The sequence below is a fragment of the Brevibacillus sp. HB1.2 genome (genome assembly GCF_013332495.1).
In the GTDB taxonomy this organism is placed as follows: Bacteria; Bacillota; Bacilli; order Brevibacillales; family Brevibacillaceae; genus Brevibacillus; species Brevibacillus porteri.
The window spans coordinates 59,355-72,744 of the sequence record NZ_JABMIU010000013.1; the positions used below are offsets into that span (position 1 = coordinate 59,355).

Consider the following 13,390-nt stretch of genomic DNA (forward strand, 5'->3'; position numbering starts at 1 on the left):
TTCACCACAAGATACACCCCTTAGAATCGAGAGAAAGATTCTGAGGGGTGTTTTTCGTTTACGCTAATTTCCACACGATTCCTGCTCTCGACCCTGCTTTGTCAACAGGCGTATAGAATCGCATATGGTGAATCATAACAGCCGAGAATACGCCCACTGCTAAGCCTTGCCTAGCTTGGCGAAAGTGGGGGATAAATCTGCCCCGAGAGGTAAGTGCTTTGTTGCTTTTTTAGTTAAATTTCTCAATATTTTTGTAGAACATACGTTCCTGTTATGATAAACTCCTTCTGTGGGGTTCAACTGCCACTGTTAAAAAAGGAACTGCCCTGTCCAAGAGATAGATAGCACCGTCCTTCAATCCTCCCTCCAAAACCTCGCAGATGCATTCACCCGATTTTTCAAAAAACAAAATGAAGCACCGCGTTTCAAAAGTAAGAAGAATAAAATCCAGACTTGTACGACGAAGCATGCGAATGCAAACATTACGAAGGAATCCGACTGGGGATATTTCTGCTTACCATTTTGGTCTTGTCGACTACCAAAATATATGGTTTCGGCAGTAATCGTAGGAGATGAGTCTGTCACAGCGCCTCTAGTTGCGCTATGATAAGGCTTACATGTCAAAAAGCGGAGGCGAAAGTATGAAACGATTCCGATTTGATCAGCAAGTAGGCAAAACGATTGATCGCTATAATTCCGTCCATGCGACGATTTCTCGTGTCTTGCGCACACCTGATTCAGTTTCGATTGGGTGTATCCATTTGGAGGCAGGCGGGATTGTTGGCTATCATCCGGCACCTTGTCCTCAACTCTTCCTTGTCGTGAGTGGAGAAGGCTGGGTACGTGGAGAAGGTACAGAGCGTATCCCGATCCAGAGTGGTCAGGCGGCATTTTGGATCATAGGAGAAGGGCACGAATCAGGCAGTGAAACCGGAATGACGGCAATCGTGATCGAAGGAGATGGACTCGATCCGGAGAGCTTTATGTCCTTGTTGGAGACGTAGCATCCGTATGTATGAAGGTATTGGTTTGCCATTCCACCAACCGTACATAAGCTCATTAGACTATCTTAGAAAGACGGTGTGAAAGGCGAATGAATTGGAAAACACATATGGCACTTGGTGCCATCGCAGGCTACTGCGCCTATCCTTCATGGAAGGGCAGCGTCATTGGCGCGACAATGGCACTCGTACCTGATATCGATCAGGCAAATAGCAAGCTCGGAAACTTGATGGGACCTGTATCCAAAATGCTGCAAAAAGGATTCGGTCATCGAACAGTGACACACTCATGGGTAATATTGTTCCTTCCATTTCTGCTATTCGGTGATTCTCCGGCCGCAATGGCAGCTCTGTGGGGGATATTGTCCCATCTGATCAGCGATATGCTGGTGGGCCGCATTCAGTTATTGTGGCCGTTACGAGTGGGATGGCTCGGTATTCGGGTGTCCAAATCGATGTATCGGACTGTGGATCGAATCGTGTTTTATGTAGCGATTGTGTATATCGTGATCAGAGGTTATCAGTAAGAAGAATGGACAATGAAAAAAGGACTTCCCTTCAGGAGGTCCTTTTTCATTAGAACAAAAAAGCTGACACCGGTTTAGGACCGATGCCAGCTTGCCAGTAATGATTATGAGCAGATTCTTCTTATCACGAAACAACTAAGGCATCATGAACTGTTGCACGAGTTCAGCGTTTTCAGTCATGAATTTTTCTGCGTTTTGCATGACCTCTTGTTGTGCTTCCATCATTTGTTGGTCAGTCACAGTAGCGAAGTTGATGGAGTTGTCAGCAGTCATAGCTGGAATTTCCAGTGCTTTGCCGAATTCTGCTTTGGACTTCAGCTTGAAGCTAAAGCCTTTTGGCATATCTGGAGTAGGGTTCGAGAAGTTCACTTTTACCGTGCCATCAGAATCTACACCATTGTCCGTCTTCGTCTCGTTCACGGTAACATTACCGGTCAGAGCAACAGGGTTGGAGGAATATTCGTCTGCTGCTACGAGTGCAAAGTCATACTTTCCGGTTTTTTTCTTGTCTTGCTTGGTTGTCTCGAAAGTAGTCGAGAAGTCCAGAATTGGCTGGTCGGTCTCTTTCGCCAGGATGCTGAACTTGCCCTTTGTCTTGTCTTTTTCTTCTGTCGCTCTGTAGGTGAAGGACATTTCGCCACTTTGCAGATCAGACAGGTTGTGCAGGGAGTAACGGTAGTACGTTTCTGCACCTTTATCGTAGGAAACACTGCTGTAGACCAGCTGATCTTTTTTCTCTTTGTCATCGAACAAGAGCTTGCGGGACAAGATTTGATGGTCGCCGTCCACGAGTACGACCATTCTCAATTGATCGGTTGATTTCGTGTCGGTGTCTTGTGTGTCCTTGATGATGTCATCAAAGGCTTGCTCGTAATTTTTCTTGAATTCTTCTTTGCTAATTTCTTCTACTTTGTAGCCGCTGTCGAGCATCAGTGTAGCCACATTGTGGTAGCGACTGTAGATCAGGTCAAACAACTTTTGGTCAGCTTTTGCCTTCTCTGCGATTTGCTTCGCCAGAGCCGCGCCTTCTGCGTCATTAAAAGTAATCGTGATCTCACGTGCATCTTCCTTGAGTCCTTCTTCGGAGAAAGGAACACCTTTTTTGATGCTTACCTGGCTGTCTTTGATGCTGTCAGCATACAGCACGGCATACGGAGTCATTACTGTTTTGAGTTCATCTTGATTAAAATTGATCGCTTCATACAAATCGCTATAGCTTACAATGCGTTTTGGCAGTTCTTCGCCCATCTTTTCCTTAAGAGCATCGCTATCTTTCAGGTCCATATAAGCGTATTTCGAGTAAAACTCTGGCAGCTTGAAGCCCATCACGGAATCATTCATGAAGTACTCAAGAGTAGCCAGCTTTTTATCTTGAAGGTGAACTTCCAGGTTACCTGATTGCTGATTTTTCTGTTCATCGATGTTGCTTTGCATCACGAGCTTCGCTTTGCCCAGCATGTCGAGAATTTTTTGTGCTTCCGGGTCTGGGATCGTTGCATCTAGGGCAATTTCACTCACCTCAGCAGTGGAGTGAACTGGTTTTTCCAGGTATGGCTTCATGTAGTCTTGGTATTCCCCGTAAGCTTTGGATACGTCGCTTGAAAACTTCATCATGCTCTCTGCTTCCGCTTGCAGGTAAATCGTTTTAGCGCTCTTAAACAAATCGTATTTGGCATAGGCGGTACCTAATCCACCCAACACAACGACAGCCGCTGCCCCCGCGATCAACCATACTTTTTTCTTGCTTTTGCGCGGTGGGTTCACGTTTGTTGCAGTTTCCATCATTTCTCTCCCCTTTTTGCTCTCTCTTTGGTGAGTACGATGTGCGTAATGATTTTGCGCACTCGATTTTGTATTGTACCATAAGGAGGATGAAGGGGAAGGATTTCCAGTAAAATTCTTCAAAAAAGAGGAAGAAAGACCCAAATGGTTGCATTCTTCATTCTTTTGTATGCATATAGAACAAAGAAAAAGCGACAGCAGGGGGGAGATCACGTGGATTTTCGCGTGCTGCAAACGTTTATGGTGGCGGCCACGACAGAAAATTTTCACCAGACAGCAGAAGCGTTGTTCATTGCGCAGCCTACTGTCAGCCAGCATATACGACAATTGGAAAAGGAATTGGGGATCAAGCTGTTTGAACGGGTTGGCAAACGCGTTCGGTTAACGGCTGCGGGCAAACGCTACCTGCCACATGCAAAAGGACTCCTTCAACAGTGGCATAACAGTATGGAGGATTTGCAGGCTTGGAGACAGGGCTATCGGGAAAAGCTGCAACTGGCTGTTTCACCGATTATTGCCCGTGCTCGTTTTTCTCATTTGCTGCACCGTTACACCAAGCTGTATCCCGATGTAGATATCTCGATTAAAATTGTCGACTCCGTGGAAATTGGCCCGCTGGTTCAAAATGGACAAGCTGATCTGGGCTTAACCCGGATGGTGCCGGGAGAATTCCAGTTGTCTACTTATCTTTTGTACGAAGATCCTGTCGTTTTTGCAGTCCCTCACAGTGGCGGAGATATGGAGGCGCCCTTGCCTGATTGGGAGCAAGAGGTGCAAGCGAACCGTCTGCTGACCCACAATCACCCGGGTTATTGGGATGAGGTGCTGTTGCTTTTGCGTCAGAGGGGGCTTTCTTTGCGTACAATGGCTGTTTCGCAGGTAGACATTACAAAGCGATTCATCGAGGATGGATTGGGCGTTTCCTTTTTGCCTCGGACGGCTGTCGATCGGGATTTGTTTGAAAACCGTTTTATTGAACTGCCTACACCTGGCCTTGTTTTGCCGAAGGTTGCTTCCTATTTGCTGGTGCCCAAAGCAGGGATTAGCGAGCCAGCGCAGCATTTTATAGATATCTTGCAGTCTTTGTATCCACCGATGCCACTTGTTCAGTCGGGGGGACGGACATAAAAGATAACAAGCCTGTAAGGTAGATGTAAGGTGAATCGATAGTTTTGACCAGTATATGTAACCTATACTGAACCCTGCTAGATGACAGCAGGGGGGAATGACGAATATGCAGGCTGAACCAATCGCACAGAAGGATCGGATTTATTCTATTGATATTGTAAGAGGATTGGCTTTGTTCGGGATTTTGCTGGTGAACTTGCCGGGCTTTATCATGTATTCGGAAGACGTTCGTATGCCAATAGAGGCAGGGATCGATGCATGGATTCGCTTAAGCTATGATTTATTCATTCAGACGAAATTTTTCGGGATCTTTTCGTTTCTATTTGGCTTAGGTTTTTACATTTTTATGTCACGGGCTGAACAGCGTGGACAAAAAGTATTTCGTCTCTTCAGCAGACGGTTGTTCGCGATGTTTTTCATTGGTGTGATTCACGTCATTTTGTGGTTTGGCGATATTTTGACGGTGTACGCATTGCTTGGCTTTTTACTGATGCCTTTTTATCGAAGAAAGTCTTCTACGATTCTGGCTTGGGCAGCCAGTTTGGGCGGAGTGTACATGCTCACTCAAGGTGTGGCGCTCGTACAGACGCTCAATGGTCAAGAAGTCTATCCGTTTATCGCATCATTACAGTCGACAATGATACCGATTTTCGTGATGTTCCTGTTTGGTTTGTATGCGGGAAAACGCGGTTTGATTGCTCAAATTCGCGAGCATAAGCCGTTGTTGAAACGAATCGCTGCTACTACTCTTGTAATCAGTCTTCCGATCGCAGCAGGGATTGTTTGGGCTAGCGGTGTCGGCTTTGGTCCAAAGCTTGAACAGGCGAATAAAATATTGGTTGATCTGAGTACGCTGCCTTTGGCGATGTGTTTGATAGCCAGCTTGTTTCTGTTGTTGGATCGTGAGCCGGTACGGAAGGTTCTCCAGCCATTTGCCTACACGGGACAAATGGGGTTAACGACTTATTTGGGTCAGACCGTCATCATGACCATTCTGATTCCTTTGTTCGGTATTACGGCAATGCCGCTTTCTTCTTGGTTTTTGCTTGCGCTGCCGATCTATGCGTTTCAATTACTCGTAAGCTGGCTGTGGCTGAAGCGTTTTAATCGAGGGCCGATGGAAAAGCTATGGCGCTTCCTGACGTACGGACGTAAAAAGAAGTCAATTCCAGCTCCTACTAACTAATTGTAAAACGTGATCAAAACTACGGTTTTCTTCTATTTCCCTTCACGATTATGAATCGATTATACTGAAGAGAAAAGAGACGAAAATGGAGTGGTGATGATGACAAAACAACATCCTTTGGCTATCGGCTTGGATGGTATCGCCGTAGCAGAAACAGACCTTAGTTTGGTGGATGGGATTAATGGACTGCTGGTGTACCGCGGTCATTGGGCGCGTGATTTGGCTATCCATCACACATTTGAGGAAGTGGCACACCTGCTCTGGTTCGGACATTTGCCTAGCGAGCAGGAGTTGATTAATTTAAAAGATAAGCTCAAAGCAAACCGTGAGCTGCCGGAGCACGTAAAGGGAATCCTGAAGCTGATCCCGGCAGATGTAGATATGATGAGTGTACTGCGTACAGGTGTTTCGGCCCTGGGCAGTTCTTCGCACGGCTTCCCGCCGACCATCGATGAGGTGATTGCGCTGGCTGCCAAGATGCCGACAATCGTTGCGTATCGCTTCGCTTGTCTGGAGGGCCGCGAGCCGTTGGCACCGAATCAGGAGCTGGATCATACAGCGAACTATCTGTATATGCTCAAGGGTGAAAAGCCGAAAGCGGCACACGTACGTGCACTGGATGCGTACCTGATTTTGACGCAGGAGCATGGCATGAATGCATCCACATTCTCCGGTCGTGTCGTCAGCTCGACCGAATCCGATCTGATTTCTTCCATTACGGCAGCAATCGGCACCTTGAAAGGTCCTTTGCACGGCGGAGCGCCATCTGAAGTGACGGAGATGATCGAGGCTATCGGCACGAAGGAAAATGCAGAGCCGTGGCTGCGCAACAAGCTGGAGAGCGGCGGACGCTTGATGGGCTTCGGACACCGCGTCTATAAAACGGTTGATCCGCGAGCAACGGCTCTGCGCGTTGTTGCATCCGAGCTGTCGTCCAACGATCCGTGGTTCGATCTGGCAACACACGTAGAGAAAGTAGGCTTGCAACTGCTGGAAGAGTACAAACCAGGCCGCAAGCTGAATACAAACGTAGAGTTTTTTGCCGCAGCTGTGATGCGTGCGGTGGGCTTGGACGACAATTTGTTTACACCAACATTTGCCGTGAGCCGTGTAGTTGGTTGGAGTGCGCACATTCTGGAGCAGGCAGGCAAAAACCGCATTATTCGCCCGCAATCCAATTACATTGGCACGATGCCAGAATAATCGAGACGTGAATCATGAAAGCTATCCGTTATGCGGGTAGCTTTTTTTCGTGTTATGGATGTGGCTGCGGTGGGGAGAAGAATATTTCCAGTCTAGGCTCCAGGCTCCGTCCCACTGGGGGGATTAGACTGCCCGCTCCGAAGGGATTTGCGGGGAAACGCAAAAGTGGTAGCCGCTTCGTCGCGTGGTTGCGTTTCTGTTGCCCGCAAATCCCTTCTCCGCTCGGTAGGACTCCACAAGTCGCTACGCCTGGAAATATTCTTCTCTGGCGTTACTGATGAGGTTCTTCCATCTCTTTTAAGTCATTAAAAAATCGGATCACACGGAAAGCTCGTAGAGGAAACAGGAGAAATAAGCGAAGATCTTTGGTACACCGACCGAGACGGAATGCAAAAAGCGAAACACGCTCTTAAGCGTCCACCTCTGAAAAACATCCTGAAAGAACTACTTTGGACGCGGTTTCGCTTTTTGCATGGAGGCGGGCAGTGAATCCCTCAGCGGGTGGGACAAGAATCTGAGCGTTTTCTCCTGTTTCCTCCCCACCACAACAGCCGGACAAAGCATGATATCGTCTTCACAAAGTGCAACTTGGGATTGCAGAAGATGCTTACTTTTGGCATGATAATAAAAAAAAGTAAGGAGTGGAGCAAATGGCGTTGTTGTCTACCCCGTTTCAGTTTAAAGGACTTAGCTTGAAAAATCGGATTGTCATGCCGCCGATGTGCCAATACTCTGTGGATGCACACGATGGAACACCAACGGACTGGCATTTTGTTCATTACGTTTCTCGTGCAGTAGGCGGAACAGGTCTGATTATCGTGGAAATGACCGATGTCGAGCCTGATGGCAGAATTTCCAACGGCGATTTGGGCTTATGGTCTGACGAACAGATTCCGGCGTATGGACGAATCGTCTCCGAGGTTCATAAGTATGGGGCCAAAATTGGCATTCAGATTGCTCATGCGGGCCGCAAAGCGGAAGACGCAGAAGTGCCTGTATCGGCGTCTGCGATTGCTTTCCCAGGGGCGCGCTACAAAACACCACGGGCGTTGACGACAGAAGAAGTCAAGCAAATGGTCGTCAAGTTCCAGGACTCAGCGAAACGTGCAGTGGAAGCCGGGTTTGACACCATTGAAATCCACGGTGCGCACGGATACTTGATACATCAGTTCCACTCCCCTTTGACAAATCAGCGAGACGATGAGTACGGGCGGGATAAAGCGCTGTTTGGCGTGGAAATTATTCAGGCGATCAAAGAGGTCATGCCAGCTGACATGCCGCTGATCATGCGCGTTTCTGCCGTAGAGTACGTGGATGGTGGATATGGGCTGGATTACAGCACAGAGCTGTGCCGCCGTTACAAGGAAGCAGGCGTGGATATTTTCCATCTATCCAGCGGCGGGGAAGGACCGATTGGTTCAGCAGGCCGTCCAGGTGTTCATCCTGGCTATCAAGTACCATTGGCACGCGCAATTAAGCAGGCACTGGATGTACCAGTTATTGCAGTCGGCAATCTCGATGATCCAAAAGTGGCGGAAGCATCAATTGGCAATGGCGATACGGATTTGGTAGCAGTCGGACGCGGCATGCTGCGTGATCCTTATTGGGCACTGCATGCGATTCATGAGCTGTCGGCGGATGAGTTGCAGCCACCGAAGCAATATTCAAGAGCGTTTTAATCGAGTAAAAGAGCAAGGGGCTTTCCTTTCGACTGAATGAGTCGGAGGAGAGCCCTTTTTTACCGTGAGTTCTTGACACTTTTTGACAGTCCGTTTACTATAAATGTCAGTCAGTACTGACAATCACTTCCGGGAATGAGGATCGCAATGAGCAGCAGCAAAAGTCTTACAAGCAGCGAAAAACTGATGATAGCCGCAATCGATCTCATCGCGGAAAGAGGCTACAACGGCGTAACCACGCAAGAAATTGCCACTGTGGCAGGATTGAGCGAGAAGACGTTGTTTCGCCACTTCGGCAGCAAGCGGAATTTGCTTGAGTGCGCCTTTGACCGTTTTCATTACACGGAAGGGCTGACACAGCTTTTCGCGGAGAAGCTTGTGTGGGATTTGCGCGAGGATTTGCTTTTAATCAGCCGAACATATCACGAAATGATGAACCGCAATCGGAAAATGATTTTGATTAGTATTAAGGATGAGGCCCATTTGCCTGGATTCCGCGAGCGGACCCAAAAGCACCCGCGACAGTTGATGGTACTGTTTACAGATTACTTCAAAGAGATGGGCAAAAAGGGCAAGATGATCCAAACGAATCCGGAGGCACAGGCGACTGCCTTCATGGTCATGAATTTCGGGGCGTTTTTGAACGATCTGGATGGCACTAGCAATTTTTCAGGGGTATCTCTGGAGGCATTTATCGAAGAGAGTGTAGAGGTTTTCGCTAGGGGTTTGACTCCCTAGTTTTTTTATCACCCAAATGTCAGTCAGTACTGACAGTCAAACTACGAATAAAAAGCGAAGGGAAAGATGCGGCATGGAAGCGACAAAAACGCAGCAAAACAGGGACATATTAATCCGGATTTTGATGTTTACCTTGGTCATTTCCTCCATGAGTGCTCTGGTGTTTAACATTGCACTCCCCGAAATTAGCAAGGAGTTTGGATTGAGCATAGCGCAGGTGAGCTGGCTATCGACCGCATATGGATTGTTATACGCGATCGGAACCGTGACGTATGGCAAGCTGGCGGATCGATACAAGCTCAAGAATTTGTTGACGTTTGGACTCTTGGTGTTTACGGCTGGTTCGTTTTTCGGTTTGGTCTCCGATTCCTTTGCGATGGCTCTTTTCGGTAGATGCTTGCAGGCAGTAGGGGCGGCTGTCATTCCGGCTACTGCGATGCTCATTCCTTTGCGATACTTCCCGCCTGAGCGCAGGGGTTCTGTTTTAGGTAGAACGGCAGTAGGATTGGCTCTTGGCGGTGCACTCGGTCCTGTGGTCGCGGCGTTAATCGTCAGCTTTGCCCATTGGCGCTGGCTGTTTTCCATACCGCTCCTGATCTTGCTTACACTGCCGTTCTACCGCAAATATTTGGAGGATGAGGAGACAGCGGCTGGTGGGAAGTTTGATTGGGTGGGCGGCTCGCTACTTGCGATCAGCGTGACGTCATTGCTTTTGGGAGTAACGAATGGATCTTGGTGGTCTGCATTGGGCAGTTTGGTTACTTTGCTCCTGTTCGTTGTACGAATTCGTTCGGTAGCTGATCCATTTGTCCAGCCGAAGGTTTTCGCCAACAAGCAGTATACAGTTGGGATTCTGATGGCATTTCTCATCAATGGAATGGGGATATCGCTTTATTATCTCAGTCCGCTGCTCTTGGCTCAGGTGCAGCAGCTATCGACGAGCTGGATCGGCTTTGTGATGGTGCCCGCGGCTATCGCTTCGGCATTGCTTGGTCGCGTGGGAGGAAGGCTCGCGGACAGGCGGGGGAATGTTTTTCTGTATTTCGTTGCATCTAGCTTACTGATTGGCTGCTTTGGCTTGCTGTCTACTTTCACAAGCACCTCGGTTATCGGCATTGCGCTCTTCTTGATCCTAGGCAATGTGGGGCAGTCTTTTATGCAAATCTCGATGGCGAACTCGATCTCGAGGACGTTGACGAAGGAGCAGGCGGGAGTAGGCATGGGAATCTTTTCGATGCTGAGCTTCATTTCCATGGGGATCGCGTCTGCGGTATACAGCAAGGTTATCGATCTTGGCGCGACTACCAATTGGAACCCGGTAAATCCGTATACGAGCGGCTTCATTTACAGCAATATATATTTGATGATGTCCCTGATGCACGTGTGTCTTATGGTCTTCTACTACTTTCAGTTCGGTAGGGCCAAGAGACAGAGCCTTCTGGCGGATAGCTGACCCTTTGTTCATTCAGGCTTCATACAATATGTGGTAGACTAAAATAAAAAAGGAAGGGGGTTCCTGTTCGTTGCGAGAGCTTTCTTCCATTCGTTTTACAGAGGGAGAACCACTGTTCATCCAAATCTATCACTTTATCAAAGACGAAATATTGCATAACCAAATCACGCATGAAGAGTTTCTCCCCTCAATCAGAAGCTGTGCCCAATCACTTGCTGTCAGCAAAAACACGGTGGAAGTTGCCTATCAGCTACTAGTATCGGAAGGGTACATCAGCAGCATTCCGAAAAAAGGGTATCAGGTGACGTACAAAGCAGGACCTCCTTCTGGGCAGTACGCAGCGGAACGAGAAGACTCTCGTATACCGTCGATTCACTATGACTTTCGCTATGGCAACATCGAGCTCGGAGCCTTCCCTTTTCATCCATGGAATAAGCTGCGCAACAAGCTCATCTCCTACCATCAGCGCACGTATATGGTGGAGGGGCTGGCTCAAGGCGAATACGTATTGCGAAAGGAACTCTCGAAATTGCTGCATGAAACGAGAGGAGTCCTCGCCACGCCGGAGCAGATCATTATTGGAGCCACCCCACAACAGTTGGTATCGATTGTCGTCCAGCTTCTGGACAGAGAGAAGCATGTGATTGGCGTAGAAAATCCGGGCTATGATGGTGCGAGAAATACGTTTCTCAACGGTGGATACCGTGTACACGGCATTTCCTTGGAGGCAGACGGTGTTTCCATAGATGAGCTGAAGAGAAGCGGGGCAAGCATCATGTACGTGAGTCCTTCTCAGCAATTCATCAACAAAATGACGATGCCTTTGGAGAAAAGAAACCAATTGACCCTGTGGGCGCAATCCTTATCGCATTCTTATCTGGTAGAGGATGACTACGAATGGGAGTTCAAATATCAAGAGAGCTACATCCCTTCGATCCAGAGCCTGTCTCCCCAAAAGGTTGTTTACATTGGGCGGCTCTCCAAAGCATTGCTGCCGCTCGTAAACGTCAGCTACGTCGTCCTTCCTTACGAGCTGTTATCGCGTTTTCACCAGCGCGTGCCTGAATACGATCAGCCTGTTTCCCGCTTGGACCAGTTGACGCTAGCGACGTATTTGTCCGATGGCTATTGGCATAGACACTTGCAGCACATGCGAAAAAACTACATGGAAAAGCGAGAGGTATTTCTTCAGGCAGTCGTTCGTTACATGGACGGACGTGTGGAAATAGAAGGGAAGGATACGGGGCTGCATGTATTTTTGACCGTAAAAAGTCAGCGTACGGAAGCGGAACTCATGGAGCGTGCCTATCAAAAAGGCGTAAAAGTCTACGGAACTGCCCGATACTGGCTGCATGATACAAGGGAGCATCCGACGGTATTGTTAGGATACGGAGCATTGACCCCCGACGATATTCAGGAGGGCATTCGCTTGTTGGCTAGCGCTTGGTTTGAGTAACAGATCAGCTTTCTGTCCCACTCATCTTGAACGATCTGTCCCTTTGGCCCCAGACGGCTATCCATTACGATGGACAGGACAGCGATTAGAAAGGGTGGGAAAAATGAAGTTCATTTTTGATATGGACGGGACGATCTGCTTCAAGGGTCAACCGATCTCAACAAACATTTTGGATAGCCTGCTTGCACTCGAACAAGCGGGACATACGGTGGGTTTCGCCTCCGCAAGACCGTGTCGTGACATGCTGCCTGTCCTCGATGAGCGGTTTGCCAACCATCTCCTCATTGGCGCGAATGGAGCGATGACGCATCACCAAGGAAGCTTGCAGGGCTGCGTGCCGATCCCGGATCGTTTGGCACATGAAATCATCAGCATTCTCGATGATTATCGCGCGCAGTATTTCATCGATGACTCGTGGAATTACGCACATAATTGTGTGTCGACCCATCCTTTTTTGAGCTATATCGATCCCAATCGGACAGCCAGCCGCGTGGACGTAGATCAACTGAATGCCGTGCTGAAAATCCTGATTTTATCGTGTGACCGTTATGAAGAATTGATGGCGAGAATCAAGGAACTTGATGTTACGCTGCATTTTCATTCGGCAGAAGGCATTCTCGACCTCACTTATCGGGGAGTGAATAAATGGGCGGCCCTGAATCGGTTCGATGTGGCAGGGGAGCCGTTCATCTGCTTTGGCAATGACATGAATGATTTGCCGCTATTTGAAAAAGCGCATTATTCCGTATTGATTGGCGAGTATGAACCGCTGCTTTCACTGGCAAAAGAAAAAATCACCATGGATGATCATGTGGAGCAATCTATTATCGCAAAATTGCGAGAGCTGGGCGCGAACAACTGAATGATGAAAAACGTCCGAATGGTGGAGATCCGGACGCTTGTTTCCATCAACGATTATTGGATCATCTCAGCACAACACCAACCGCATACACTTTGCAGCCGATCAGGATCTTCCCAGCAACAGGCTCTGCATCTCATGCTTCTTTCTCTGGGAGGATTTTGTCTAGAATAAGGATCACGATCAGGATGACGAGGAGTAGAATACTGCACCAAACGACCATTTACTTTCTTGAATCCTTTGTTGCGGGATTTATTCCTTCTCAATGATGATCACTCCTTTTGATGGGATACGTTAGGGTATGCTCAAAAATTTCTATGGAATAGACATGCATCCCCAATTACAAAAAATGGGATCAATCACTTGTTCTTCTAAATC

General features: G+C 48.1%; 11 protein-coding genes and 1 pseudogene. 11 read left to right on the plus strand and 1 reads right to left on the minus strand.

The window, feature by feature from the left end; genetic code table 11:
- Window positions 1-288 precede the first annotated feature (288 nt).
- From HPY28_RS30565 to HPY28_RS23680, 3 genes and pseudogenes are all read left to right on the plus strand, one after another.
- Window positions 289-484: pseudogene (locus HPY28_RS30565) on the plus strand (IS200/IS605 family element RNA-guided endonuclease TnpB); the annotation flags it as partial.
- A gap of 157 nt (window positions 485-641) precedes the next feature.
- Window positions 642-1,004 carry a cupin domain-containing protein gene (locus HPY28_RS23675; protein ID WP_017247225.1) on the plus strand — a complete coding sequence of 121 codons (363 nt, stop codon included), beginning with the start codon at window positions 642-644 and terminating at the stop codon, window positions 1,002-1,004.
- Window positions 1,005-1,093: 89 nt separating this feature from the next.
- Window positions 1,094-1,528, plus strand: coding sequence for a metal-dependent hydrolase (locus HPY28_RS23680; protein ID WP_017247226.1), 435 nt, complete (start codon window positions 1,094-1,096; stop codon window positions 1,526-1,528).
- Between the two features lie 135 nt (window positions 1,529-1,663).
- On the opposite strand, the gene HPY28_RS23685 is transcribed toward HPY28_RS23680, so the two are convergent.
- Window positions 1,664-3,313: a hypothetical protein gene (locus HPY28_RS23685; RefSeq protein ID WP_371813539.1), complete on the minus strand. Its 1,650-nt coding sequence runs from the start codon at window positions 3,311-3,313 to the stop codon at window positions 1,664-1,666.
- 210 nt (window positions 3,314-3,523) lie between these two features.
- Between HPY28_RS23685 and HPY28_RS23690 the strand changes: the two genes are divergently transcribed.
- The 8 genes from HPY28_RS23690 (at window position 3,524) to HPY28_RS23725 (ending at window position 13,015) form a co-directional block, all read left to right on the plus strand.
- Window positions 3,524-4,438: a LysR family transcriptional regulator gene (locus HPY28_RS23690; protein ID WP_026042949.1), complete on the plus strand. Its 915-nt coding sequence runs from the start codon at window positions 3,524-3,526 to the stop codon at window positions 4,436-4,438.
- A 97-nt stretch (window positions 4,439-4,535) separates the two neighbouring features.
- On the plus strand, window positions 4,536-5,624 hold the full coding sequence (locus tag HPY28_RS23695; RefSeq protein ID WP_254613183.1) for a DUF418 domain-containing protein: 1,089 nt from the start codon (window positions 4,536-4,538) through the stop codon (window positions 5,622-5,624).
- A gap of 99 nt (window positions 5,625-5,723) precedes the next feature.
- Complete coding sequence (locus tag HPY28_RS23700; protein ID WP_174231564.1) at window positions 5,724-6,827, plus strand: citrate synthase/methylcitrate synthase; 1,104 nt, start codon at window positions 5,724-5,726, stop codon at window positions 6,825-6,827.
- 650 nt (window positions 6,828-7,477) lie between these two features.
- A complete protein-coding gene (locus HPY28_RS23705) occupies window positions 7,478-8,506 on the plus strand; it encodes an NADH:flavin oxidoreductase/NADH oxidase (RefSeq protein ID WP_174226256.1) in 1,029 nt (342 codons plus the stop codon).
- A gap of 147 nt (window positions 8,507-8,653) precedes the next feature.
- Window positions 8,654-9,244, plus strand: coding sequence for a TetR/AcrR family transcriptional regulator (locus HPY28_RS23710; RefSeq protein ID WP_026042950.1), 591 nt, complete (start codon window positions 8,654-8,656; stop codon window positions 9,242-9,244).
- Between the two features lie 73 nt (window positions 9,245-9,317).
- Window positions 9,318-10,697 (plus strand): MFS transporter, encoded by a 1,380-nt coding sequence (locus HPY28_RS23715; RefSeq protein WP_174231537.1) that lies wholly within the window; start codon window positions 9,318-9,320, stop codon window positions 10,695-10,697.
- A gap of 70 nt (window positions 10,698-10,767) precedes the next feature.
- Window positions 10,768-12,153 carry a MocR-like pyridoxine biosynthesis transcription factor PdxR gene (gene pdxR, locus HPY28_RS23720; RefSeq protein WP_017247234.1) on the plus strand — a complete coding sequence of 462 codons (1,386 nt, stop codon included), beginning with the start codon at window positions 10,768-10,770 and terminating at the stop codon, window positions 12,151-12,153.
- A gap of 103 nt (window positions 12,154-12,256) precedes the next feature.
- Window positions 12,257-13,015 carry an HAD-IIB family hydrolase gene (locus HPY28_RS23725; protein WP_017247235.1) on the plus strand — a complete coding sequence of 253 codons (759 nt, stop codon included), beginning with the start codon at window positions 12,257-12,259 and terminating at the stop codon, window positions 13,013-13,015.
- The last annotated feature ends 375 nt before the right edge of the window (window positions 13,016-13,390 follow it).

What these genes read in the sequence shown, in the direction of transcription:
- HPY28_RS23675 (WP_017247225.1), top strand. Translation starts at nt 642, where the DNA reads ATGAAACGATTCCGATTTGATCAGCAAGTAGGCAAAACGATTGATCGC.
- HPY28_RS23705 (WP_174226256.1), top strand. Translation starts at nt 7,478, where the DNA reads ATGGCGTTGTTGTCTACCCCGTTTCAGTTTAAAGGACTTAGCTTGAAA.
- HPY28_RS23700 (WP_174231564.1), top strand. Translation starts at nt 5,724, where the DNA reads ATGACAAAACAACATCCTTTGGCTATCGGCTTGGATGGTATCGCCGTA.
- HPY28_RS23685 (WP_371813539.1), bottom strand. Translation starts at nt 3,313, where the DNA reads ATGATGGAAACTGCAACAAACGTGAACCCACCGCGCAAAAGCAAGAAA.
- HPY28_RS23710 (WP_026042950.1), top strand. Translation starts at nt 8,654, where the DNA reads ATGAGCAGCAGCAAAAGTCTTACAAGCAGCGAAAAACTGATGATAGCC.
- HPY28_RS23725 (WP_017247235.1), top strand. Translation starts at nt 12,257, where the DNA reads ATGAAGTTCATTTTTGATATGGACGGGACGATCTGCTTCAAGGGTCAA.
- HPY28_RS23695 (WP_254613183.1), top strand. Translation starts at nt 4,536, where the DNA reads ATGACGAATATGCAGGCTGAACCAATCGCACAGAAGGATCGGATTTAT.
- HPY28_RS23680 (WP_017247226.1), top strand. Translation starts at nt 1,094, where the DNA reads ATGAATTGGAAAACACATATGGCACTTGGTGCCATCGCAGGCTACTGC.
- HPY28_RS23715 (WP_174231537.1), top strand. Translation starts at nt 9,318, where the DNA reads ATGGAAGCGACAAAAACGCAGCAAAACAGGGACATATTAATCCGGATT.